Consider the following 24,428-nt stretch of genomic DNA (forward strand, 5'->3'; position numbering starts at 1 on the left):
ACACAGCCGGCTGCCCGATCGGTCCCGCGAACACGCAGGCCGTGTGGGGGGGGCGCGGCCTCGCCAGGACCGGTGGTCAGGCGTCGCGCGCCGCCGTCGCGCCGGCCGGCGGTTCCCAGCCGTGGGCGAGGATGCCGAAGATCTCCTCGACCGCGGCCCGGCGGTCCTGACGACCGCCCGCGAGGGCCGGGATCTCCAGGACGAACCGGGCGAGGGTCGCACACGCGAGGTCGTCGTGGCCGACACCTGTCTCGTCGGCGATGGCCGCGCTGAGGGCGTCGGTGTGCCGGGTCCACATGCGTTCGGCGTACGCGCGAAGCGCCGGTGTGGACTCCACCAGGCCGGTGAAGCCGGCCCGCTGCGGGTGCTCCGCGACGGGCAGCCAGGTGTCGAGCACATGCTGCCGGAGGGCGTCGAGGATGCTCCGCCCCGCCGGCCGGCGCCGCACCGCGGCGACCAGTTCCGCCTCCCGGTCCTCGTCCTGGTCGAACACCAGGGCTTCCTTGCCGGTGAAGTGCTTGAACACCGTGGTGGTCGACACGTCGGCCGCGTCGGCGATGTCCCGGATGCTCACCTGGTCGTAGCCGCGCTCCAGGAAGAGCTGGAGCGCGGCGTCGGCGATCGCTCGCCGGGTGGCCGCCTTCTTGCGTTCGCGGCGGCTGGCGGGAGGCACGGTCATGAGCCGAGCATAGCCGAGAGTGGCATCGATGGTTAAGTTGACTCGTTGCACTTTTTTATTGGTTCTGCTTTTCTGGAGCCACCGAGCCGATCGGCTGATCCGTCCATCGGGCGATCAGCCCATCGGGTGATCAGCCCCATCGGGTGATCAAGCGATCAGCCGACGGTCGGGATCCGTGGAAGTCGCCTCGGCCGAACCCCGACGAAGGAGAACCGCCATGACCGCGAACCCCGCCGCCCAGACCACCCCCGCCGCAGCCGCCGCGGCCTCACCCCACCCCGCCCGCGCCAGGATCAGCATCATCGGTGCCGGGCCCGGCGGGCTGACCTGTGCCCGTATCCTCCAGCGGCACGGCATGGCGGTCACCGTCCACGAACGCGACGCCGGCCCGGGCGCCCGCGACCAGGGCGGCACCCTCGACCTGCACGCCGACAACGGGCAGATCGCGCTGCGCGAGGCCGGCCTGCTCGACCGGTTCTTCGAGCTGTCCCGCCCCGAAGGGCAGGAAATGCGCCGGATGGACCCGGACGGCACCCTCGTCCTGCACGACGTCCCGGCGGCCGGCGAACGGTTCAAGCCGGAGATCGACCGCGGTCAGCTGCGCGACCTGCTGCTCGGCTCGCTGCGTCCGGGAACCGTGCGCTGGGGCCGGACGCTGGACACGATCAGCGGCCCCGCCGACGGACCGCGGCGCCTGCGCTTCACCGACGGCACCACCGCCGAGGCCGATCTGGTCATCGGCGCCGACGGGGCCTTCTCCCGGGTGCGTCCCGCCGTCTCCGCCGCCGTGCCCCAGTACACGGGCGTGAGCTTCCTGGAGGCGTGGTTCTCCGACGTCGAGAACCGGCACCCGGACATCGCCGACCTGGTCGGGCCGGGCAGCGCCGCGGCGGCCGACGGCGAGCGCGGCATGTTCGCCCAGCGCAACAGCGGTGGCCACATCCGCGTGTACCTCATCCGCCGCGTCCCGGTCGACTGGATCGCCCGGCGCGGTCTCACCGCCGACGACACCGGCGCCCTCCGCGCCCTGCTGCTCGACGAGTACGCCCACTGGTCCCCCCGCCTGCGGCAGATGATCAGTGACAACGACGGCCCCTACGTGCACCGCCCGATCCTGGCCCTGCCCGTCCCGCACACCTGGGAGCACCACCCGACGGTCACCCTGCTCGGCGACGCGGCCCACCTCATGCCCCCGCTCGGCGTCGGCGTCAACCTCGCCATGCTCGACGCCTGCGAACTGGCGCTCGCCCTCGCCGACGCCTCCACCGTCGACGACGCGGTCCGCGACTACGAGAAGACCATGCTCCCCCGCGCGATCGAGACGGCCGCCGCCCTCGAGGGCGGCGCCGAACACCTGCTGTCGGGCGTGCCCGACTTCGGCGGCGCGGACGCGGAGGAGCCCGCCGGCGCGGACGCGACGGCGCCCGTCGGCGCGGAGGCCCGGCACTGAGCGGAGGCCCGGCACTGAAGCGGGCGCATGTTCAGCACGGCCGCGCCGCCACCGCAGGGCACCGGACCACCCAGTGGGCCTGCTGCCGGGTGGCCTGCTGCCGGGTGCCGACTGCCGGGGCTTTCTGACATCTGCCTTGTGGCTATGGCTTCCGGCTTCTGGCCTCCGGCTTCCGGGTGGGGGTGACAGGGCCAGGCACGTCCGCCCTCGCGTGACTTACGGTGGGGCGCATGAGCGACGAGCCGAATCCGCTGGGTGAGTACCTCCGGGCCCGCCGTGAACTCGTCACTCCCGAACAGGCCGGGATCCCCGTCCTGGGTGTGCGGCGGGTGCCGGGGCTGCGCCGTGAGGAGGTCGCGATGCTCGCCGGCATCAGCGCCGACTACTACCTGCGCCTGGAACAGGGCCGCGACCGCAACCCGTCCGTCCAGGTCCTCGAATCCCTCGCCCGGGTGCTCCTCCTCGACGAGGACGCGACGGCCTACCTGCTCGGTCTCGGAGCGGACCGGCCACGGCGCTCACGGCGCCGTCCCAGGAAGGAGAAGGTTCCCACCGGGATCGCCAAACTCCTCGCCACCCTCCCGCTGCCCGCGTTCGTGGAGGGCCGCTACTTCGACGTCCTGGCCGCCAACGCCCTGGCGACCGCGCTCTCGCCCCGTCTGGTGGCGGGCGGCAACCGGTTGCGCGACGTGTTCCTCGACCCCGCCGAGCAGGAGCTGTACCCGGACTGGCCCGAGGCCACCCAGGGCCTGGTCGCGGGCTTCCGGGAATCCGTCGGCACCGACACCGACGATCCTCGTTTCATCGAACTCGTCGGTGAACTCTCCCTGGCCAGCCCCCGCTTCCGGCAGCTCTGGGCGCGGCACGACGTCCGGGCACGCGAGGGCGCGCCCATGCGCATCGACCACCCGCAGGTCGGTGACCTCCAGCTGAACCGCGAGAAACTCGGCATCGGCGGCACCGCCGGGCAGATGCTCGTCGTCTACCACCCCGACGCCGGCAGCGGGAGCGCCGACAAGCTCGCGCTCCTCGCCGCGGCGGCCCTCACACCGGCCGCGCCCCGCCACCCGGCAGCCCGGGACGACGGCCTGGCCCAGCCCCGTCGGCCGGACTGACGCAGCGCATCGCCGGCTCTGAGACACCTGGCCGCTCAGGAAACACACCCAGACCGAAACACTCCCGCCGGTCACTCGTGCCGGTCGATCACTCCTGTCCATCGCGAATCCCGTTCCGGGCGAAACACTTCTGTCTGCCGGGAAGCTCTATCCGGTGGAAACACTTCCGTCCGTCGAGAAGCTCGATCCGGGCGAAACACTTCCGTCCGCCGGGACGCTCATGTCGGTCGAAACCATCCTGTCCCGGGCGAAACACCTAGTGGCTCGAAAGCCGGCCGGCCGAGACACATAGCGGTCGCGGGCGCGCCAGCGCCTATCGTGGTCCGGTGACGAGCAGCGACGACCACGTGCCCCGTTCTCCCGTTCCGGACAGCCCACTTGAGCTGACGGCCACGACGGCGACGACGGTGGCGGTGGCGGTGACGGCGGAGCCCGGTGGCCGGCCGGAATGGCTTCGCCGCTTCGGATACGTGGCACGGCCGGGAACCGACGTCCGTGAGCGGCTGGTTCCGCCGTTCGCGCGGCCCTCGACACGTGTGTGGGAGCTGCTGGGTGTCGGTCCGGCACGGGCGTACCGCGTCGCGAAGGTGATGGACTGGCTGGGACCGGTGCTCGTCGCCGTCCTGGCCGGGGTGATCCGTTTCCGGCACCTGAGCCGGCCGCGCAGCCTGGTCTTCGACGAGACCTACTACGCCAAGGACGCCTGGTCCCTGCTGCGGCTCGGATACGAGAGCACCTGGCCGGACCGCAAGGTCGCCGACCCGCGGATCCTCGCCCACCCGCAGGCCGTCCAGCTCTCCGACACCGGGGCCTTCGTCGCCCACCCCCCGGCGGGCAAATGGGTGATCGGCCTGGGTGAGTGGATGTTCGGCCTGGATCCGTTCGGCTGGCGCTTCATGACGGCGGCCCTCGGCACCCTGTCGGTGCTCATGCTCTGCCGGACCGGGCGCCGCCTCTTCCGTTCGACGCTGCTGGGCTGCCTGGCCGGCGTGCTGATGGCGGTGGACGGACTGCACGTGGTGATGAGCCGCACGGCACTGCTGGACCTCGTCGTCATGTTCTTCGTCCTGGCCGCGTTCGGCTGCCTGCTCATCGACCGCGACCGCGCCAGGGGCCGGCTCGCGGCGGCCCTGCCCACCGGTGCGGACGGCCGGGTGCGCCCGGACGCGCACACCGGCGACCGTGCCGGGACAGGGGTGCGGCCCTGGCGGATCGCGGCCGGGCTCTTCCTGGGGCTCGCGGCGTCGACGAAGTGGAACGGCCTGTATGTGCTGGCGTTCTTCGTGGTCCTGACCCTGCTCTGGGACGTGGGGGCGCGCCGCGTCGCCGGGGCCCGCCGGCCGTGGCGCGCGGTGCTGCGCAAGGAGCTGGGCCGCTCCGTCCTGTCCCTGGTCCCGGTGGCCGCGGTGACCTATCTGGCGACCTGGACCGGCTGGTTCCTGTCCGACGACGGTTACGGCCGCCACTGGGCCGACGGCCGCGGCGGAACCTGGTCGTGGATCCCCGCCCCGCTGCGCAGCCTGTGGCACTACGAGGACGCCGTCTACCAGTTCAACGTGGGGCTGCACACTCCTCACACGTATCAGTCCAACCCGTGGAGCTGGCTCGTCCTGGGCCGCCCGGTGCTCTTCCACTACCAGTCGCCGAAGGCCGGGCACGACGGCTGCCACACCGCCGCGGACTGCTCACAGACGGTCCTCGCGCTCGGCACTCCGCTCCTGTGGTGGACGGCCTGCTGCGCCCTCGCCTACCTGCTCCACCGCTGGGCGCTGCGCCGCGACTGGCGCGCCGGTGCGGTGCTGTGCGCGGTGGCGGCCGGATACCTGCCCTGGTTCCTCTACCAGGACCGCACGATCTTCTCCTTCTACGCGGTCGTCTTCGTGCCGTACCTGTGTCTGGCCGTGACGATGCTGCTGGGTGCCCTGGCCGGCCCGCCGGGCGCCACCGACCGGCGCCGCGCGGCCGGGACGGCGGCCGCGGGTGTGCTCGTCGTGCTCATCGTCGGGAACTTCCTCTCTTTCCTGCCGCTCTACACCGGGCAGACGATCCCCTACGCCGACTGGCTCGCCAGGATGTGGCTCGACACCTGGATCTGAGCCCTCTTCTCCCGCCGGATGTCAGGAAGTTGTCGGATTCCTGTCGCCGTCCGGTGCTCCCGCGCCGACATGTGCGGCAGCGGTGGGTGTCACCTGCCGTGCTTCCTACGATGGCCCCATGTGTGCGTACATCGTGCTCGCCGACGACGATCCCAAACAGACCGATCTCATCCGCCGCTACCTGGAGAGGGAGGGCCATGCGGTCGGTGTCGTCCACGACGGGCGGGCCGCCCTGGAGGAGATCCGGCGGCGGATGCCGTGCTGGAGATGCTGGCGTCGGCGCCGGGCCGGGTGTTCACCTGGAAGCAGATACTGGAGCACCTGCACGGCACGAGCAGCCCGGCGCACAGGAGGCCGACGGCGGCGCGGCTCAGTAGGTGGCGCGATGACGTGGAATCGCTCTCAGGCCGGCTTCCTTCCCCGGAGAACCACCGGAAAGGCCCTGCGCCCGGGGGCCGACGCCGAGGACGCGGAGCATCGCGCGGGCGGCCGGGCTGGGGTTGAACCGGCTCCACGCCAGGTGTTCGACGCGGTGCGGGCCGTCGACCACCGGCACCAGCGCGAGTCCGGGCTCGGCGGCGGCCGCCGGGCCGATGAACGCCGAGGGCAGCAGGGCCACACCGAGGCCGCGTGCGATCAGCCGGATGATCAGCTCGATGAGCGCGGCCTCGTACGCGACCTCGCGGACCAGGCCCGCGGCGGTGAACGCCTGGTCGGTCTGGGCCCGGCCGGGTGTGCCGGACACGAAGTCCACGAACGTCTCCCCGGCGATCTCGCTCAACGTCACCCGGGAGGCGCCCACCAGCCGGTGACCGGCGGGCACCACCAGCACGTGCTCGTCGTGGTCGAGGACGAGGCTCTCCACCCCGGAGGGCCGCTCGCCCTCGGGCAGGCCGAGGAAGGCGATGTCCAGGTCGCCGTCGCGGATCGCCGCCACCAGCTCGTCGCTGCGCCCGGAACGCAGCACGACGTGGACGTCGGGGTGCAGGGCGCGGTACCGCTGGAGCACCTCGGGCACGTCCACCGCGGCCGTGGTCACGATCACGCCGACGCCGAGCCGCCCGCGCACCGCACCGGTCGCCGCGGCGGCGTCGGCGGCCGCGCGGTCGGCGGCGGCCAGGCACTCGCGCGCGGCGGCGAGGAACGCCTCGCCCGCGCCGGTCAGTTCGACCCTGCGGCTGGTCCGGGCGAACAGCCTGACCCCCAGTTCCCGTTCCAGGCCGGCGATCCGGTGACTGAGGGACGACTGCACCACGGAGCAGCGCTCGGCGGCGCGGGTGAAGTTGCGGGTCTCTGCGACGGCGACGACGTACCGCATCTGCTGGAGGTCCATCCATCCATCGTCATTGTTCATGGCTGTGATGACAACCATGCTTTGGAATCATGGTGGGTACGGTCCGAGACTCGCTGCATGCATTCCTCGACCCCACGGTCACCGGGACCCCCGCGGACCTCGCAGCCGCGGCCCCGGCACCTGGTGACCCTCGCACTGACCGCACTCGCCCCCGCCTCCTGGGGCACCACGTACGCCGTGACCACGAAGCTGCTGCCCCCGGGGCACCCGCTGTTCGCCGGACTGACGCGCGCCCTGCCGGCCGGGCTGATCGCGCTCGCCCTGACCCGCGCGCTCCCGCGCGGCACCTGGTGGTGGAAGGCCGCCGTCCTCGGCGTGCTCAACATCGGCGCGTTCTTCCCGCTGCTGTTCCTGTCCGCCGAACGGCTGCCCGGGGGTGTCGCCGCCACCCTCGGCGCCGCCCAGCCGCTGTTGGTCGCCGCCCTGGCCGTCGCGGTGCTGCGCGACCGGCCCTCGGCGTGGCGCCTGATCTGGGGGGTGATCGGCGTGATCGGCGTCGGACTGGTCGTCCTCGGGCCGCAGGCCCGGCTGGACGCCGTCGGGGTCCTCGCGGGCCTCGGCGGTACGGCGACCATGGCGTGCGGGGTCGTCCTCACCAAACGCTGGGGCCGTCCCGCGGGCGTCGGTCCCCTGGCACTGGCCGGCTGGCAGCTGACGGCCGGCGGGCTGCTGCTGCTTCCGCTCACCCTCGCGATCGAGGGAGTGCCCCAGCGGATCGACGCGGGGGCGGCCGGCGGCTACCTGTGGCTCGGCGGCATGGGCGGGCTGATCGCGTACACGCTGTGGTTCCGGGGCATCGGCAGCCTCCCGGTCGGCGCGTCCGCACCGCTGGTGCTGCTGTCCCCGCTGGTGGCGACCGTCGTCGGCCTCGTCCTCGGCGAGTCGCTCAGCCTGCCGCAGGTCCTCGGTTTCCTGCTGGCGCTGGCCGCCCTGCTCGCGGCACAGCTCAGTCCCCCGGACCTGTCCGGTCTCCGCCGGCGCGGCGGACGGCCGGCACCCCGCCGCGCACGAGCGGACCTCCTCCCCCGGGCAGGCCGGGCACCCGCTGACCGGATGGCCGAAGGGCGGACACCATGAGTTCCCGTACGACCCTCGCCGTGCTGGGTGCCACCGGGATGGTGGGCAGCCGGGTGATCACCGAGGCCGCCGCCCGCGGGCACCGGGTGCTCGCCATGTCCCGCAAGCCCCCGCGCGAGCCCGCGCACACCTCCGCGTACGTGACGCCGCTCGCGGTCGACGTGCGGGACCCGCACGCCGTGCGCGCGGCCCTCACCGGCCCCGCCGCGGACGACCCGGCGCCCCGCGTCCTGGCGGCGCGCGATGCCGCCGTGCGGGATGCCGCCGTGCGGGATCGTGCGGTGGGCGATCCCGCGGTGGACGCCGTCGCGGACGCCGTCGTCCTGGCCGTACGGACCGAGCCCGCCGACGCGGAGTTCCTGGTCGGCGCCACCCGTACGGTGCTGGACGCCGCCGCCCCGCTCGGCCTCCGGGTCCTCGTGGTCGGCGGCGCGGGTGCGCTGCGCAGCCCCGGCGGCGACGGACTGCTGGTGGCGGACGACCCCGTCCACGTACCCGCGGAATTCCGCGACGTGGCCGCCGCGGGCATCGCCCAACTGCGGGCCTGCCAGGCGCACACCGGTGCCGACTGGGTCTACCTGAGTCCACCGGCCGTGCTGCGGCCCGGCGCCCGGACCGGCCGCTACCGGCGTGGCACCGACACCCTGCTCACCGGCGCCGACGGCCGGTCCTGGATCAGCGCCGAGGATCTGGCCGTCGCGGTGGTCGACGAAGTGGAGACCCCCGGCCGCGGCCGCCACATCACCGTGGCCCACGAAGACCGGAAGCCGGAACCGGAACCGGAGCCGGAACCTGTGCCTGAGCCGATCCGGAACCGAGCCTGAGCCGGGCCAGGCCCCGCCGGACGACCGGCACGCCGTCCCCGATGGAGGCCACGGCGATCACGGCGCGGTGCCGCTCCTCGTGCGACTCCATGACCGTGTGGGAGGCATCGAGCATCGCCAATCCCTCTTCGGACAGGGCGCGTTCGATCCCTGCGTGTCTCGGCGCGCTTCCCATGAGACCGTGAGCCCGCGATCCCATGAGTCCGTGAGTCCGCCGGCGCGTCAGCCCGTCGCGGCCCAACGCTCCGCCCAGCGCGGGCGGTCCGTCCCGCGGCCCTGCTGTTCGTGCTCCGTGCGAGCCGTCTCCAGCAGGAGCCGCCAGGACGTCACGGTGGGGCGGCGCCGCAGCAGGGCGCGCCGCTCCCGTTCCGTCATGCCGCCCCAGACCCCGTGCTCGATACGGTTGTCGAGGGCGTGCGCCAGGCATTCGGTGCGCACGGGACATCCGCTGCACAGGATCTTGGCCCTGTTCTGAGCGGCCCCCTCAACGAACAGCTCGTCAGGGTCGGCGGTCCGGCAGGCCGCCAGCTCGCCCCACTCCTCGTTGTCCGAAACCACCCCGGCGCCGTCCTCTCCCCTTTATGGCCAGCGGTTTTTCCACCCGACTTGCGGGCAGGGACGTGACAGTACGGCAGTCGGGCATATGCCGTCAGTTCCCGCGGCCACCGTTCCACACCTTCGGGTGACCCGGATTGCAGGCGCGTAAAGCTTGGCGGTATAGGGGAGTTCGAGGAGGTGAAGCGTCAGCGTTTCATCAGCGCCCGCAGTGCCTCCGTGATGTCCTGGGGGGCTTCCTCGGCCATGAAGTGACCGCAGGACACGGTGGAGTGGTCCAGGTCGGCGGCCCAGGCGCTCCACAGGGCGGCGGCCTCGTAACCGAGCGCGGCGCCCCAGTCCTGCTGCAGCACGGAGACCGGCATGGTGAGCTGCCTCCCGTGCGCGCGGTCCGCCTTGTCGTGCTCGACGTCGATGCCGGCGGAGGCCCGGTAGTCCGCCACGATGGACGGCACCGCGGCCCGGCAGGCGTCCAGGTACGCCTGGCGCACGGGTCCCGGCACGGCGTCGGGGTCCTTCGCCCACAGGTCGAGGAAGTGGGCGAAGAACGTGTCGGCGCTCGCCTCGATCATCGCCTCCGGCAGCCCCGGCGGCTGGGCCATCAGGTACAGGTGGAAGCCGACCGCGGCCGAGGTCCCGTGCAGCGCCTCCCACATGTCCAGGGTCGGCAGGACGTCCAGGCAGGCCAGGTGCGTGACGGCGTCCGGGTGGTCGAGCCCGGCGCGGAACGCCACCAGGGCGCCCCGGTCGTGCCCGGCCAGGGCGAACCGCTCGTGCCCCAGGGCGCGGGCGAGGGTGACGATGTCCTGGGCCATGGTCCGCTTGGAGTAGGTGTGCGGGCCGTCCTCCCGCGGCTTGTCGCTGGCCCCGTATCCGCGCAGGTCGGGGCAGATGACGGTGTGGTCGGCCGCCAGATCGGCGGCGACGTGCCGCCACATCAGGTGGGTCTGCGGGAAGCCGTGCAGCAGGACGACCGGCGCTCCGCTGCCGCCGACGGCGACATGGAGGCCGACACCGTCGTCGACGGTCACCCGCTGCTGGTCGAAACCCGGGATCGTGTGTGTCATGGCGCTGCTCCTCGGTCGGTGGTGAGGTGATGGACAGGTGTGCCGGGCCGTCGCGGCGGCAGCCGCCCGGCCGTGCACCCAGCCTGCGGGCCCCCGATCAGCAACGGATGAACGAACCCGCCGCCGGCCCTCGCCGTGGCGGGCAGGGCGGCGACTGTGCTCGGGAGCGGGGCGGATTCGTCGACGCGTCGGCGCGCACGCCGGTCAGGACGGACGGGGCACGGGCACAAGCGCGGGACGGGCACGGGCACGAGTACAAATACGACTACGAGGGCGAGCACGGGCACGGGCACCTGGGCTGTTCGCCCGCGGTGCCGGGGATTGCCGTCCAGGTGTTTCCGAGGGGCTGGCTAGATTGGGCGGAGCGAGCGGACGGAGAGGACGGGCGGCGAGAGTGCGTGTGAAGATCGGGGTGCTGGGGGCCGTGGCGGCCTGGGACGAGGCCGGGGACCCGCTCGCGCTCAAGGGACCCCGGCACCGCGCGGTCCTGGCCCGCCTCGTCGTCGCCCACCGGAGGGTCGTGCCGGTGACCCGGCTGACCGAGGACCTGTGGGACGATCCGCCCGCCCGCGCCGTCGGCAGCGTACGCACCTTCGTCGGCGATCTGCGCCGGGCCCTCGAACCCGACCGGCCGCCGCGGACCCCGTCCCGGCTGCTCGTCACCGAGGGCCCCGGCTACGCGCTGCGGGCCGCGAAGGACGACGTGGACGCCTGGCGGTTCGAGCAGACGGTGGACGCCCTGGCCGACGCCGGGCCGGAACGGGTGGCGGCCGGGCTGGGCGAGGCGCTGGGCTGGTGGCGCGGCCCCGCCTTCGCCGACTTCGGCGACGAACGCTGGCTGCGCACGGAACGCGCCCGGCTCACCGAACTGCGCCTGCACGCCGTGGAGCGCCGCGCCGAGGCCCGTATCGCCCTCGGGGAGGCGGCCGCGACCGTGCCCGGCCTGGACGCGCACGTCACGGAGCACCCGTGGCGCGAGGACGCGTGGCGGCTGCTGGCCCTGGCGCTGTACCGGTCCGGGCGGCAGGCCGACGCGCTGTCGGTCCTGCGGCGGGCGCGGGCCATGCTGCGCGAACACCTCGGCGTGGACCCCGGCCCGCGGCTGCGGCGGCTGGAGGAGGACGTCCTGCGGCACGCCGAACACCTGGACCCGGGCGCCGGCTCCTCGATCGACGACGTGTGGAGCCGGGCGACCGCCGCGTACGAGAGTTCCCTGGGCTCGCGGGCGCGGACCCGGCTGGAGTCGACGGCGAGCCTGATGCGCGACCTGGCGGTGACGGGCGGCGGGGGCCTGGAGGCGGCCCGGCGGCACCGGGTCGCGGCCGTGGCCGCCGCGGAACAGCTCGGCGATCCCGAGCTGACCGCCCGCGTCATCGGGGCGTACGACGTCCCGGCCGTCTGGACCCGGTCGGACGACCCGGAGCAGGCCCGGTGGCTGGTGGGCGCGGCCGAGCGCACCCTGCGGCTGCTGCCGTCCGGCGGGCACGACGCGACGCGCTGCCGGCTGCTGGCGACCGTCGCCGTGGAGTCCCGGGGCACCCTGCCCGCCGACGAGGCGGCGGGCGGGGCGGCGGCACGCCCGCTGCGGGCCGCCCGGCAGGCGGAGGAGATCGCCCGGGGACTCGGCGACGCGGCCCTGCTCTGCTTCGCCCTGAACGGCACGTTCATGCAGACGTTCCAGCGGGCCGGGCTCGCGGCCCGGCGGGACGCCGTCGGGGCCGAGCTGGTCGCGCTGGCGGCCCGCCACGGCCTGGTCCGCTCCGAGGTGCTCGGCCACCTCGTCCGCGTGCAGGCCCGGTGCGCCCTGTCGGACCTGGCGGGGGCCGGCCGGCACGCGAGCGCGGCCGACGAACTGGCCGCCCGGCACGACCTGCCGCTGGTCTCGGTGTTCACCACCTGGTTCCGGGCGCTGCGCACCGCCATGACCGGACCGCCGGACGCGGCCCTGGCCGCCTACGCGGATGCCGCCGGATGCCTGCACGGGTCGGGGATGCCCGGACTGCAGCAGGGCCTGCTGCCGCTGGCGCTGCTGAGCGTTCGGCTGCGGCACGGGCTGCCGGTCGGCGGTGCCGGTGACCTGCCCGCCGCCGGAACCGCCGACCGCAGCGGCGGGGGCAACGGCGAGCTGAGCGGCGGCTGGGGGCCGTACGAGCCGTGGGTGCGTCCGGTGCTCCTGGTGGGCGAGGGACGTCTCCCGGAGGCGGCGCGGGCGCTGGCGGACGCGGCGCCGCCGCCGCGCGACCTGATGTACGAGGCCATGTGGTGCCTCCTGGCCAGAGCCGCGGTGGCGGTGGGCGACCGGGCCCTGATGGCGCGGGCCCGGACGGCGCTGGCGCCGGCGGCGGCCGAGCAGGGCGGCGCCGGCAGCGGTCTGATCACGCTCGGCCCGGTCGCCGACCACCTCGCCCTGCTGGCCGACGGCGCCCCGGCCTGACGCGCGTCCCGGCCCGTGGCCCGACGCGGCCCGGGAACGCGGCGCGTGCCGTGGCGCGCCGCGCCGGCCTCCCCGGGCCGCGGCGCCGGCCCGCGGTTCCGCGGGAACCGGCCCGGTTCGTTGTCAGCCAGGGGACCGGGCAGTGAGAGGACGTGTGCGGGTTCCTGTGTGTCCGGGTCCCTGAGCGTGCCGCACGCGGACAGCAGGAGTTCGGCGGCGTGCCGGTCAGGCCTGGGCGGTCGGGCGGACGACGATCTCGTTCACGTCGACGTCGGCGGGCTGTTCGACGGCGAACGCGACGGCGCGGGCGATCGCCCCGGGCGCGATGGCCACCCGGTCGCGCATCTCCGTCAGCCGCGCCCGTACGACGGGGTTCGTCGACGCCTCGGCGAAGCCGGTGGCGATCACCCCGGGCGAGACGGTGGTCACCCGAAGGGACTCACCGGCCTCCTGGCGCAGTCCCTCGCAGATGGCGCGCACCGCGCACTTGGTCCCGGCGTAGACCGCCATGTCCGGTACGACGCGGTACGCGGCGGTGGAGGCCGTGGTCACGAAGTGCCCGCTGCCCTGCGCCCGGAAGAGCGGCAGTGCGGCCGCGACGCCGTGCAGCAGGCCCTTGATGTTGACGTCGACCATCCGGTCCCATTCCTCGACCCGCAGGTCGTCGAGGGGGGACACCATGCCCACCCCCGCGTTGCCCACCAGCACGTCGAGCCGGCCGAACCGCTCCACGGCCAGGGCCACCAGTGCCCGCAGGTCCTGCGCGCGGGCCACGTCCGTGCGGACGTGGACGGCTTCGCCACCCGCCTTCTCGATCCGTGCCGTCAGTTCCGCCAGGCGCTCGCTCCGGCGCGCGCCCAGCACCAGGCGGGCACCGCGTTCGGCGAGCAGCAGCGCGGTCGCCTCACCGATGCCGCTGCTCGCTCCGGTGATCGCCACGACCTTGCCGTCGATTCCCGACATGACTTCGTCCTTCCGGTCGGCGCCGGGGCGACGACGGCGAGAGCCGCCGCCTTCCCCGCACGCACCTCATCCACGCCGTGCGCGTCGCACGCCTCGTGCGGCGCTGTACGCCGTGCGCGTCGCACGTGTCGCGCCACGCCGTACGCCGTGCGCGTCGCACATGTCGTGCCACGCCGTGCGCTTCGTGCCACGCCGTGCGCCGCGCGCCTCGTGCGGCGCCGTACGCGATCAGTCTGCGGGGCCGTTAAGCTGGTATCCAGAGCCCGTTTATTCTGGAACCAGGGGTGCTGGACAGCGCATGCCGAACAGAACCGACCAGGCCGCCTCGCCGGACCGGCGCCGGGAGCTCGGGGCCTTCCTGCGGAGTCGCAGGGAACGGATCACCCCCGACCAGGCCGGACTGCCGCGCACCGGAAGGCGCCGGACGCCCGGACTGCGGCGGGAGGAACTGGCCCTGCTCGCCGGGATCAGCGCGACCTGGTACACGTACCTGGAACAGGGCCGGGACATCCGGACCTCCGAGCAGGTCCTCGGCGCGCTCGCCTCCGCGCTGCGCCTCGACGCGTACGAGCGCGGCCACCTGTTCCGGCTGGCCGGGCAGGCGCCCGAGGCGGAGGTGGAGTCCCCGGCGGGGGAGGCGCTCTCCCCCGAGGTGGCCGCCGTACCGCTGCTGCTCCAGCCGCACCCGGCGTACGTCATCGGGGGCACGTACGACGTGCTGGCCCACAACCGGGCGGCAGGCGAGCTGTTCCCGTGCCTGGCGGCGGGGGCGGACCGGCCGGTGAACTTCGCCCGCTGGGTGTTCCTCGACCCCGCGGCCCGGGAGTTCGTGGTCGACTGGGAGACGGAGGCCCGGGGTCTGCTCGCCCGCCTGCGGACGCTGGCCGGCCGCCATCCCGGCGACCCCCGCTACCCGCGGCTGGTCGAGGAGTTGCGGGCGGGCAGCCCGGAGGTGCGCGCGTGGTGGCCGCGGTACGACGTGCAGGCACAGGGCGGCGGCCGCAAGCGGCTGCGGTGTCCGGGACGCGGGGTGGTCGAGTTCGCGTACACGGCGTTCCACGTGGCCGGACAGCCGGACCAGACGCTGGTGATCTACGCCGAGGCCGGGGCCTGAGAAGCCGAAGTCCGAGAGGCCGGGGCCGGTGGCGCGGACGCCGCCGTAATCCGCTGGCGTGCGGGCGGACCGCACCCCTAACCTGCGGCGCATGGCAAAGGCACCCGTGCTCACTCCCCGGGCGGACGACTTCCCCCGCTGGTACCAGGACCTGGTCGGCAAGGCCGAACTGGCCGACAACGGGCCGGTGCGCGGCACCATGGTCATCCGACCGTACGGGTACGGGCTGTGGGAGCGGATGCAGCAGGAGATGGACGCCCGGATCAAGGCGGCCGGCGCATCGAACGCGTACTTCCCGCTCTTCATCCCGCAGTCGTACCTGACGAAGGAGGCCGAGCACGTCGAGGGCTTCGCCCCCGAACTGGCCGTCGTCACCCACGGAGGCGGCAAGGAGCTGGAGGAACCGGTCGTCGTACGCCCCACCTCCGAGACGATCGTCAACGACTACTTCTCGAAGTGGGTGCAGAGCTACCGCGACCTGCCCCTGCTCATCAACCAGTGGGCGAACGTGGTGCGTTGGGAGCTGCGTCCGCGCGTGTTCCTGCGCACGACGGAGTTCCTGTGGCAGGAGGGGCACACCGCCCACGCCACCTACGAGGACGCCCGGGACTACGCCGCGCACATCCACCGCGCCGTCTACGGCGACTTCATGGAGAACATCCTCGCCATGGACGTCGTACCGGGCCGCAAGACGGCCAGGGAACGCTTCGCCGGGGCGGTCAACACCCTGACGCTGGAAGGCATGATGGGGGACGGCAAGGCCCTGCAACTGGCCACGAGCCACGAACTCGGCCAGAACTTCGCCAAGGCCTTCCACACGCGGTACCTGTCGAAGGAGGGCACACAGGAACACGTGTGGCAGACCTCCTGGGGCTCCACCACCCGTATGGTCGGCGCGCTGGTCATGATGCACGGGGACGACGACGGTCTGCGCGTCCCGCCCCGCCTGGCCGCGGTGCAGGCGGTGGTCGTCGCGGTCAAGGACGACGACGCGGTGCTCACCGAGGTGCGCGCGATCGGGGAACGGCTGAAGGCGGCCGGGGTGCGCGTGCACGTCGACGACCGCACCGACACCCCGTTCGGGCGGCGCGCCGTGGACTGGGAACTCAAGGGTGTGCCGGTACGGATCGAGGTCGGACCGCGTGACCTGGTCCACGGCAGCGCCGTCCTGGTCCGCCGTATCGCCGGGACGAAGGAGCCGGCCGAGATCGCCGCGCTGCCGGAGATCCTGCCCAAGGTGCTCGCCGACGACCAGGCGCTGCTGCTGGCGCAGTCCCGGGAGCACCGTGAGCGGCGTACCGCCGATGTGTCGACCGTCGGGGAGGCCGTGGAGGCCGCGGGCAGCGGGTGGGCGCGGATCCCGTGGGCCGCGCTGGGTCCGGACGGCGAGGCCCGGCTGGCCGAACAGGGCGTGACCGTACGGTGCCTGGTCGCCGCGGACGGCTCGGTCCCCGAGCGCGACGACCAGCCGGGGAACGTGGCCGTCGTGGCACGCGCCTACTGACGCCCCCACCCGGGTGCGGCGCCCCCGGCGGAGCCGCACCCGCCATCACTCCGAGGGTGGCCGCGCCGGGATCACTCTCGCCATGGCCCCGGGCACGGAAATCACCTTCACCGTCCCCGGCGCCGCCCGGGCCACGGCCACCGGGCGGGCCGGCCTCCCGGTGACCGCCGGTTCCACCGCGACCCGGCCCACCGCGGACGGCGCCGAGATCGGCCTCGCGCGAGTCACCTGGTGAACCTGGGCCCGTCGCGCTTCGTGAGGTGGCGCCGGCCTGCCGCCTGCGCGGACGCCTCAGCCGATGGTGACGACCCGCGCCCAGGCCGGCGGGGTGTCCGGGACGTAGTCGGGATCCTTCTCGTCCACGGCAGAGGTACCACCGGAACGCGAGAAGAGACCGACGACGGTGCGGCACGACGGCTGCTCGGAGGGCCACGGTGTCTGACCGTCCGTCAGGGCGACGATCACGTCCGGACGCGGCCGCGAGCGCAGGGCCCGGCCGAAACCGGAGCGCAGGTCCGTACCGCCGCCGCCGACCAGTTCGATGCCCTCGGCGCGGCACAGCGGCACGGCGACCCCGGCCGCCGCGTCGCACGAGATCACCGAGACCAGGTCGCCCCGCCCGCCCACCGCCCGTGAGATGGCCGACACCTCCAGCAGCGCGCTGCCCAGTTCGGCGTCGCTCACCGACCCGGAGGTGTCGATCACGACACAGACACGCGGCGGCGTGGGGCGCAGACTCGGCAGGAGTACGCCGGGGACGCCGGCCGAACGCCGGGAAGGACGCCGGTAGCTGTGGTTCTCACCCACGCCCGGTCCGCCCGCCGCCGAACGGACCGCCGCGCCCAGCAACTGCCGCCAGGGCTGCGGCGGATGGAACGCCTCGTCGGCCCACCTGCGCCACCCCTCCGGGGCCTGCCCCGGTCTGCCCCTGATGCCCTCCGCGACCCGGAAGCGGACCGCGTCCCGCTGCTGCCCGCTGAGCCCATGCGCCCCGCCCGGCCCCAGCTCCCACGGCCGGGGCTGCCCGTCGGCACCGCTGCCGCAGTCCAGCCAGGAGAGGTCCGCGACGAGCCCGGACATCGACGCCGTCCGCAGGTACTCCTCCATCAGCAGCCCCTCGGGCAGCCGCAGCAGCGACGGCAGCACCGCGCCGGCGGGGCGGGGCAGACCGTCGCCGAAGATGTCGTCGTTGATCTCGAAGTCCGCGGCGATGTTGCGCCGCAGCCGCTCGCCGGGCCCGTGCTCCCCGTGCAGATCCGCGTGCCGCTCGCCCCGTCCGTGGTGGTCCCGCAGAAGGTGGGAGACCTCGTGCACCCAGACGCCCGCCAGGTCCTCCACCGGCGTGCGCGCCACGAAGCCCGGGGAGACGTAGCAGCGCCAGTACGCGTCCACCGCCATGGTGGGCACGGACCGGTCCTCGACGACGTGCAGCGCGAAGAGCGCGTCGGCCAGGTAGGGCCGCACCTTCACCGCGTGCAACCGGGCGGCCAGCAGCTTCTCCACGTCCAGCGCGAGCCGCCCACCGGACGCCTCCCCCGGGCAACCACCGGCCGCCGGAGGGACGGAGGACCGCACCGGGGTGGACGGACTGGGGAACTGCGAAGCCGGCGTCGGCGGGGCAGGAGCCGGTGGGGCGGGCGGCGGGGCGGGAGTCGGCCGGACAGACGGCGGGCCAGGAGTCGGCCGGACAGACGGCGGGGCGGGGGCCGGTGGGCCCGGGCGCTTCGGCGGACGCGTCATCGGTGCGTCCCCGCCGTCCGGCCGGTGTCGGGCGTGGCCGCCGCCGCCCTCCTCACCGAGCGGTCCGCCCGCTGGGCGAGCCCGACCACCGCGGCCAGCCGCTCTACGGCCTGGGGCACCTCCCAGTCGTCACGCCGCAGCGCGGCCAGCGAAGTCGCCGGGGCGACGAGCAGGTCAGGGGCGCCGGTCTCCAACGCCCGCACCAGCACCGCCCAGCCCGCCTCCCAGCGTTCCCGCTCCGGTCGCGCCCCGACGGCGGCCACCACCGCCTCCAGCGCCGCCTGGCGCAGATCGCCGCGCACCGGCAGCTCGGCGGCAGCCGGGTCGGCCAGCAGTGACTCCGGGTCCGGCAGGTCCATCCGGTCCAGATGGGCGAGGAATTCCAGCCCGGGCCCGTCGCCCACGGCGCCCCGCACCAGCAGCGCCAGCACCTCCCGGGAGACGGAGGCCGCCGTGCCGAAGGCCAGCAGGGTCAGCGCGGCCTCCCAGCTCCGGGGCGAGGGCCAGGCTCCGCCGCGCCGTGTCTCGGTGGTCGGGAGCCGGTGGATCAGTGTCGGCCTGGACCGCAGGAAGCCGCAGACCGCCCGCCGGGCGAACGCCACCGCCTCCGGCAGCAGTTCCGGCACCAGACGGGGCAGCTCGGCCCGGGGCCACACCCCGCCGAGCCCGCGCACGACCACGTCCCGATCGTGCGCCCAGTACAGGTGCACGAAACGGTTGGCCAGCGGGGGACTCAGCTCCCACCCGTCTGCCGCCGACGCGCGCGGGTTGGCGGCGGCCACGATGCGTACGTCCGGGGGAAGCCGGAGCGCGCCGACCCGGCGTTCCAGGACGACTCGGAGCAGTGCGGCCTGCACGGCCGGGGTGGCGGTCGAGAGTTCGTCCAGGAAGAGGAGGCCGCGCCCGGCCCGGACCAGTTCCACGGCCCACTGCGGTGGCGCCATCGGCACTCCCTGCACGGCGGGGTCGTCGCCCACGATGGGCAGCCCGGAGAAGTCGGACGGCTCGTGGACGCTGGCGATCACCGTCGTCAGCGGCAGGTCGAGGGAGGTGGCGAGCTGGGTCAGCGCGGCGGTCTTGCCGATGCCCGGCTCGCCCCAGAGCAGCACGGGCAGGTCGGCCGCGACGGCCAGGGTGAGCGCTTCGAGCTGTTCGTCGGGGCGCGGCTCGGTGGTGGTCGACCGCAGAAGAGCCAGCAGGTCGCCGGCAACGGCGAGCCGAGCAGCGGCGGATTTGGTTCCGCTTCCGGAGGGCTCGGTCGAGGGAAGGGGAGCGCTGGACGGCGTGGACAGGGGCAGGGGCAGGGGCATGTGCATGGGCGTGTGCGTGTGCGTGTGCATGGAGCATCACCTGAAGGAGTTCGTAGGAGAAAGGGCGCGCGTGGCGAAGGCTTTTGGTTGGACGGGGGTTATGAGGGGATGAAGGCAGCGGGTGGGGGGCCAAGGGTTGGTGGCTGACCGGGGGTGGCCAATGGCTGGTGGTCAACGGTTAGTGGCCAACGGTTGGTGGCCACTGGCTGATGGCCACTGACTGGTGGCCACTGGCTGGTGGCCGCTAGTGGTCGACCGCCGGTGGCCACGGGGTGTTCGCCAACGGCCGGTGGGTCAACGGCTGGTGGCTGCTGGTGGCCGACCGTCAGTGGCGGCCAACGGTTGGGGGCCGACCGTCGGTGGCCACCGGTTGGTTGCCAACGGCTGGTGGGCCAACGGTTGATGGCCCACGGTTGGTCGCCAACGGTTGTTGGCAAACGGTTGGTCGCCAACGGTTGATGGTCGACGGCTCACGACCCAGAGTTGATGGCGAACAGCTGGAAGCGAACGGTCGGTAAGCCAACGGTCGTTGGGCCAACGGTCGGTAGGCCAACGGTCGCTCGCAAACGGTTATTGGCAAACGGTTGTTGGCCACCGGTCGCTGGCAAACGGTTGTTCACCAACGCGTGGTGGCCCAACGACCGGTGCCCAACTGCTGGTGGCCACCCACCGCAGGGAGGCCGTCACCGGATGACCACCCGCCCGCTGCCAACCGTCGGCGGCCGACTGCCGGCTGCCAATACCGGTAGCCGGCGACCGCCTTCGGTCAGTGCGTCAGGACGGGCCGGGGTCGTGCCCGGCGACCGCCTTCGGTCAGCGGGTCAGGACGGTGCGGGGCCTTGCCCGGTTGCCGCGCTTGCGGCGTATCTCGGGAGGGGTGCGGCGGTCGAGCCGTGACCGGTGACTCGCCCCCGCGCGTCCCCCTCCCTCGGGGTTCCCGCCGCCTGCCGCACTCGCGGCGTACTGCGCGGGGATCAGCCCCGACCGGAAGAGACCGTGGTCGATGCGGCGGTTCACCGCCGCCTCCAGTTCCTCCCGGAGCGGCCCGTCCCGCAGGATCGCGCGCGGGCCGAGCAGGCCCTCCACCACGGCCAGTGCCCCGGCGACGTCGCCGTGTCCGAGCCGCTCGCGGACCGCGGGCAACGCCTCCGGTTCGCGGTGTACCGCGTCGATCGCCCGCAGACAGGGCAGCCCCGGCCCCCCGAGAGCCACCAGCAGCTCTTCGCAGCGCAGTTGGGCAGGAGCGTGGTCGACCGCCGTCAGTACACCGTCTCGCAGCGCGATCCGGTGCACTTCGCCCCGGCACTCCACCCGGTGCGGGTCATCGGCTGCGGGGGCGGGGCCGGTCCCGGCCACCGATGCCGTGTCGAATGCCGCCAACGCCCGCGCGACGAGCGGGTGCAGTTGCCCGACGGTGATCAGACCGGCGTGCAGCAGTTCCAGATCCGGCAGGAGACGGGCCGCGGCCTCCGGCAGCACCGGAAGGGCGGCGGCCTCCTGGGCCGGCAGCGCCTTCGCCGGCAGCCGGAACGTGGGGGCGTGGCTGTCGTCGGGCGCGACGAGTTCGAGTACGGCCCGGTGGCGTGGCCCCAGCCGCACGGTGAACGCACCACGTGGGCGCCGCCCTTCGGCCCGTAGCAGCAACTCGGCCTCCGCCGCCCAGCCCGCCACGGCCCAGCCCGCCACCGCCCACGGCGAGTCCGAAATGGTGAGCCGATCGGGCCGCCGCTCAGCCAAGTCCGGCGAACTCGCCGTCCCTGGCAGTCCAGGCAGGCAAGACAGTCCGGGCAGGTACGGCAGTCCCCTCAGTCTCGACAGGTCCGGCCAGGGCCGCGGCACCCCTGGCGTCGGGCCGGCCACCCTGCACCGCAGCGCCAGTTCGTCGCTCCGTCCGGCGTCCCAGAGGTGCCGGTGCAGGTCGAGCCGGAAACGCCGGTCGGGGTGCGGATGCGGGTGTGGGCCGGGAAGCGCCAATGAGGACGCGGGTGGATGTGTGTGACGGCGTGGAGGTGAGTGCGGTCGGGAAGGCGGAGGCGGTGGGTGGCCGGCCCCGCCTTCCTTGCCGGCCGCCGCGTCCCACAGGGCCAGGGACATCCGCTGACCGGCGGCCGCCCAGGCCGGCGGTGTCCGCACCACCAGGTGCAGGGGTGGGTCGCCGGGGCCGCCGTAGCGGGCCAGAGAGACGGTGAGGCCCGGCCGCAGCCGCCCGTCGGGGGCGATCCGGGGCATGTGCCAGCGCAGCAGATCCGGTGCCAGTCGGCGCAGGTCCGCGCGGAGACGGGCGGCGAGTTCGGTGCCGTGGCGGTGGCGCACGGCGCGCAGATCGAGGTCGACGTCGATCCGGGCGGCGACACAGGCCCCCGCCCAGTCGCCGACCGCACGCCGTGCGGTCGCCGTCTCGATCATGGACGGTGGCACGGCGTACTGGCGTACGCGCTGCCACATCAGCAGGCGGATGGGAATCGAGTTCGTGGAGTGAGGCGCCATCAGCACTCACCCGACACGAACGATTCCCCCAATCCGTACGAGGAGAAGTTCTTCATCACCGGCATCCTAACCATCCGGTGAGGTTCTGTCAGTCCGGATCCGCAGGCCTGCGTGAAACCTTCCGCGAGCGGCACCCTGTCGCGACGGCCCGCGAGCGGCACCCCGCCGAGACGGCCCGCGAGCGGCACCCGCCCCGGACGGCCAGGGAGCGGCAGCCGCCGCGACGGCCTCACCCGTGGCGCGGGACGGGGCGCCGGGCGCGCGGCCGGTGAACGGTCCAGCGCCCGGCGCCCCGGGGGAAGTGCTGCGCAGCGGGACGTCCTCGGCGGGAGGAGCCGGCCGCGCCCAGGCCCCGCACCTCGCACCCCCCGCCCGCGCCGCGCGCCGTCAGGAGCCGAGCGCTCCCGGGCCCTGTGCCCCGGAGCCGTGTGCTCCCGAGCCCTGCGGTTCGGAGCCGTGCGCCGTCGCGCCCAGCGGTCCTGAGCCGGCGGCCGCGCCGGACGGCTTCTGCACCGCGCGGTCCCCGTGGCCCGGCCACCACGCCGCGTGGCCGATCAGTGCCGTGAGGCTCGGGGTGAAGAACATCGCCATGACGAAGGCGGCGACCACGATGCCGAAGGAGACCGCGAATCCCATCTCCGTGAGCAGTGAGTTGCCGGCGAGCATCATGGTGGCGAAGGTCGCCGCCAGGATGAAGCCGGCCGCCGCCACGGTGGGCCCGGCGTGCCGGACCGCCATGCCCGCCGCCTCGCGCGGTTCGCGGCCCTCGCGGGCCTCCTCGCGGAGCCGGGCGATCATGAGGATGTTGTAGTCGGTGCCGATGGCGACCACGAAGAGATACATGATCACCGGGAGCATGAACATCAGTCCCGGGTGTCCCTGGCCGTCCTGGAAGATCCAGACGGTGGCGCCGAGGGTGGCGCCGAAGCCGAGACCCACGGAGGCCATCAGATACCAGGGGGCGACCAGGCTGCGCAGCAGCAGCCCGAGGATGACCATGATCAGGAGGGCGGCGACGGGGAAGACCGTACGGTAGTCGTGGTTCACCGCGGTGTTGATGTCCTTGAAGATCGAGGACATGCCGCCGACGACCGCCTCGGTGCCGTCCGGGGCGTCGGAGTGCGCGACGTCGCGCACCTCGCCCACGGCGTCGATCGCCTTCTCCGTCGACGCCTCGTACTTGAGGGTGACGGTGAAGTCCGCGGTGGTGCCGTCCCTGCTGACCTGGGCCAGGTGGGCGTCGGCGACGCCGTCCACGGCGCCGAGCTTCTTCGTGTACGCCCCGAAGGCGGCCTTGTCCAAGGGCTTGCCGGCGGTGCTGGAGAGGTAGACGTCGGTGGGCGCTGCGGCGCCCGCCGAGTACGCCTTCTGCATCTCGTCCTGGACGACCATCGACTCCTTGGTCTTGGGCATGGAACCCGACGCCAGGTCGAACGTGGCCTTGAAGCCGAGCGAGCCGAGCGAGAGCGCGACCAGGACGAGGCCGGACACGGCGGCGGCCACGGCCGGCCGGCGCCGCACACCGCGGCCGAGCGCCGCGAAACGGGCGTTGTCCGGCTCGCGCTGCCACGACTTGGACGGCCAGAAGACCTTCGGTCCGATGAGCGAGACCACCGCCGGTATCAGGGTGAGGCCGGCGACCAGGGTGACGGCGACCGCGATGGCCAGCGCCGGGCCCATCTGCTTGAGGAAGCCGAGGGTGGACAGCACCAGCGCGAGGAAGGCGATGATGACCGCCCCGGCGGCCGAGGCGATGGCCTCGCCGACCCGGTCCACCGCGTTGATCATGGCCTGCTTGGGTTCGTCACCGGCGCGCAGGCGTTCCCGGTAGCGGAACATCAGGAAGAGGAAGTAGTCCGTGCCCACGCCGAACAGCACGACGATCAGGATCGAGGAGATCGAGCTGTTGGCCTGCAGACCGAACAGTTTGGTGGCGTAGGCGATCAGACCGTTGGCGATGGCGGACACCAGGCCGATCAGGATGAGGGGCAGTACGGCCAGGATCGGCGCCCGGAAGATGATCAGCAGCGTCACCAGGATGATCGCGAAGGTGCCGATACCGATCAGCGCCTGACCGCGCTTGGACGAATCCTCCTGGTCGAGCGCCTGAGCGGCCGAACCGCCCAGTTTGGCCTCCAGGTGCGTGCCCTTGGCCAGTTGCCTGACGTCCGCCCGCAACACCTTGGCGGCGTCGGTCTGTTCGGGCTGACCGGCCTTCTTGCTGTCCATCTGGACCAGGGTCATGGCGTACTTGCCGTCCTTGGACGGCGGGCCGGGGACGACCTTCTGCACCTGGTCGATGTGCTTCTTGCCCAGTTCGGAGGTGATCCGGGCGATGTCCTGCTTGTCGTCGGCGGTCAGCGTGCCGCCGTCGGCACGCCGGTACAGGGCGATGGCGGACGGGGTGAAGGCGCTGGGGAACGCCCTCTCCTGCAGGTCCGCCGCTTTGATGGACTCGTAACTCTTGGGCAGAAAACTGCTCTCGTCACTGTTCGAGGGCAGGCTCGGGGCGGTGGCGACGATGGCGACCGCCGCTATCAGCCACGCCACGATCGTCCAGACAGGATGTCGGACGACCATGTTCCCAATGCGTCGGAACATGCGGGAGGTCCTCCTGGATAGGAAGATCACCGCAGCCCGGGGAGCGGACCCTGGCATC

The 24,428-nt window shown here is 73.5% G+C and carries 18 protein-coding genes; 9 read left to right on the forward strand and 9 right to left on the reverse strand.

The window, feature by feature from the left end; translation table 11 throughout:
- Positions 1 to 76: 76 nt before the first annotated feature.
- Positions 77 to 679, reverse strand: a complete 603-nt coding sequence (locus ABZ719_RS01100) for a TetR/AcrR family transcriptional regulator (RefSeq protein WP_366723149.1) — start codon at positions 677 to 679, stop codon at positions 77 to 79.
- Positions 680 to 896: 217 nt separating this feature from the next.
- Here ABZ719_RS01100 and ABZ719_RS01105 point away from each other — a divergent pair, with 217 nt between their 5' ends.
- From ABZ719_RS01105 to ABZ719_RS01115, 3 genes are all read left to right on the forward strand, one after another.
- The gene (locus tag ABZ719_RS01105) at positions 897 to 2,129 is read left to right on the forward strand and encodes an NAD(P)/FAD-dependent oxidoreductase (RefSeq protein ID WP_366723150.1); all 1,233 of its coding nucleotides are present in this window, start codon (positions 897 to 899) and stop codon (positions 2,127 to 2,129) included.
- A gap of 230 nt (positions 2,130 to 2,359) precedes the next feature.
- Entirely contained in the window at positions 2,360 to 3,244 is an 885-nt protein-coding gene (locus tag ABZ719_RS01110; protein ID WP_366723151.1) for a helix-turn-helix transcriptional regulator, read from the forward strand.
- Positions 3,245 to 3,651: 407 nt separating this feature from the next.
- Positions 3,652 to 5,340 (forward strand): phospholipid carrier-dependent glycosyltransferase, encoded by a 1,689-nt coding sequence (locus ABZ719_RS01115; protein WP_366723237.1) that lies wholly within the window; start codon positions 3,652 to 3,654, stop codon positions 5,338 to 5,340.
- Positions 5,341 to 5,710: 370 nt separating this feature from the next.
- Here ABZ719_RS01115 and ABZ719_RS01120 read toward each other — a convergent pair whose 3' ends face one another.
- Entirely contained in the window at positions 5,711 to 6,673 is a 963-nt protein-coding gene (locus ABZ719_RS01120; RefSeq protein ID WP_366723238.1) for a LysR family transcriptional regulator, read from the reverse strand.
- Between the two features lie 78 nt (positions 6,674 to 6,751).
- On the opposite strand from ABZ719_RS01120, the gene ABZ719_RS01125 reads away from it, so the two are divergent.
- Positions 6,752 to 7,771: an EamA family transporter gene (locus ABZ719_RS01125; protein ID WP_366723152.1), complete on the forward strand. Its 1,020-nt coding sequence runs from the start codon at positions 6,752 to 6,754 to the stop codon at positions 7,769 to 7,771.
- A complete protein-coding gene (locus ABZ719_RS01130; RefSeq protein ID WP_366723153.1) occupies positions 7,768 to 8,595 on the forward strand; it encodes an NAD(P)H-binding protein in 828 nt (275 codons plus the stop codon). Before ABZ719_RS01125 ends, ABZ719_RS01130 begins: the two co-directional genes overlap by 4 nt.
- Positions 8,596 to 8,817: 222 nt before the next feature.
- Here ABZ719_RS01130 and ABZ719_RS01135 read toward each other — a convergent pair whose 3' ends face one another.
- Entirely contained in the window at positions 8,818 to 9,153 is a 336-nt protein-coding gene (locus tag ABZ719_RS01135; RefSeq protein WP_037860399.1) for a WhiB family transcriptional regulator, read from the reverse strand.
- 185 nt (positions 9,154 to 9,338) lie between these two features.
- The gene (locus ABZ719_RS01140; RefSeq protein ID WP_366723154.1) at positions 9,339 to 10,217 is read right to left on the reverse strand and encodes an alpha/beta hydrolase; all 879 of its coding nucleotides are present in this window, start codon (positions 10,215 to 10,217) and stop codon (positions 9,339 to 9,341) included.
- A gap of 394 nt (positions 10,218 to 10,611) precedes the next feature.
- Here ABZ719_RS01140 and ABZ719_RS01145 point away from each other — a divergent pair, with 394 nt between their 5' ends.
- Positions 10,612 to 12,651 (forward strand): BTAD domain-containing putative transcriptional regulator, encoded by a 2,040-nt coding sequence (locus ABZ719_RS01145; protein ID WP_366723155.1) that lies wholly within the window; start codon positions 10,612 to 10,614, stop codon positions 12,649 to 12,651.
- A 225-nt stretch (positions 12,652 to 12,876) separates the two neighbouring features.
- On the opposite strand, the gene ABZ719_RS01150 is transcribed toward ABZ719_RS01145, so the two are convergent.
- The gene (locus tag ABZ719_RS01150) at positions 12,877 to 13,614 is read right to left on the reverse strand and encodes an SDR family oxidoreductase (RefSeq protein WP_366723156.1); all 738 of its coding nucleotides are present in this window, start codon (positions 13,612 to 13,614) and stop codon (positions 12,877 to 12,879) included.
- Between the two features lie 298 nt (positions 13,615 to 13,912).
- On the opposite strand from ABZ719_RS01150, the gene ABZ719_RS01155 reads away from it, so the two are divergent.
- The 3 genes from ABZ719_RS01155 to ABZ719_RS01165 all read left to right on the forward strand — a co-directional run bounded on the left by ABZ719_RS01155 (position 13,913) and on the right by ABZ719_RS01165 (position 16,467).
- Positions 13,913 to 14,728, forward strand: a complete 816-nt coding sequence (locus ABZ719_RS01155; RefSeq protein ID WP_366723157.1) for a helix-turn-helix transcriptional regulator — start codon at positions 13,913 to 13,915, stop codon at positions 14,726 to 14,728.
- Positions 14,729 to 14,819: 91 nt separating this feature from the next.
- Positions 14,820 to 16,232, forward strand: a complete 1,413-nt coding sequence (gene proS / locus ABZ719_RS01160; protein WP_366723158.1) for a proline--tRNA ligase — start codon at positions 14,820 to 14,822, stop codon at positions 16,230 to 16,232.
- An 82-nt stretch (positions 16,233 to 16,314) separates the two neighbouring features.
- Positions 16,315 to 16,467 (forward strand): hypothetical protein, encoded by a 153-nt coding sequence (locus ABZ719_RS01165; RefSeq protein ID WP_366723159.1) that lies wholly within the window; start codon positions 16,315 to 16,317, stop codon positions 16,465 to 16,467.
- A gap of 56 nt (positions 16,468 to 16,523) precedes the next feature.
- Here ABZ719_RS01165 and ABZ719_RS01170 read toward each other — a convergent pair whose 3' ends face one another.
- The 4 genes from ABZ719_RS01170 to ABZ719_RS01185 form a co-directional block, all read right to left on the reverse strand.
- Positions 16,524 to 17,741, reverse strand: coding sequence for a VWA-like domain-containing protein (locus ABZ719_RS01170; RefSeq protein ID WP_366723239.1), 1,218 nt, complete (start codon positions 17,739 to 17,741; stop codon positions 16,524 to 16,526).
- A 227-nt stretch (positions 17,742 to 17,968) separates the two neighbouring features.
- On the reverse strand, positions 17,969 to 19,312 hold the full coding sequence (locus tag ABZ719_RS01175) for a MoxR family ATPase (protein WP_366723160.1): 1,344 nt from the start codon (positions 19,310 to 19,312) through the stop codon (positions 17,969 to 17,971).
- A gap of 783 nt (positions 19,313 to 20,095) precedes the next feature.
- On the reverse strand, positions 20,096 to 21,769 hold the full coding sequence (locus tag ABZ719_RS01180) for a hypothetical protein (RefSeq protein ID WP_366723161.1): 1,674 nt from the start codon (positions 21,767 to 21,769) through the stop codon (positions 20,096 to 20,098).
- 387 nt (positions 21,770 to 22,156) lie between these two features.
- Positions 22,157 to 24,370, reverse strand: coding sequence for an MMPL family transporter (locus tag ABZ719_RS01185; RefSeq protein WP_366723162.1), 2,214 nt, complete (start codon positions 24,368 to 24,370; stop codon positions 22,157 to 22,159).
- Positions 24,371 to 24,428 lie beyond the last annotated feature (58 nt).

Origin of the sequence: Streptomyces sp. NPDC006743, from assembly GCF_040703815.1 — a bacterium.
Taxonomy (GTDB): Bacteria; Actinomycetota; Actinomycetes; order Streptomycetales; family Streptomycetaceae; genus Streptomyces.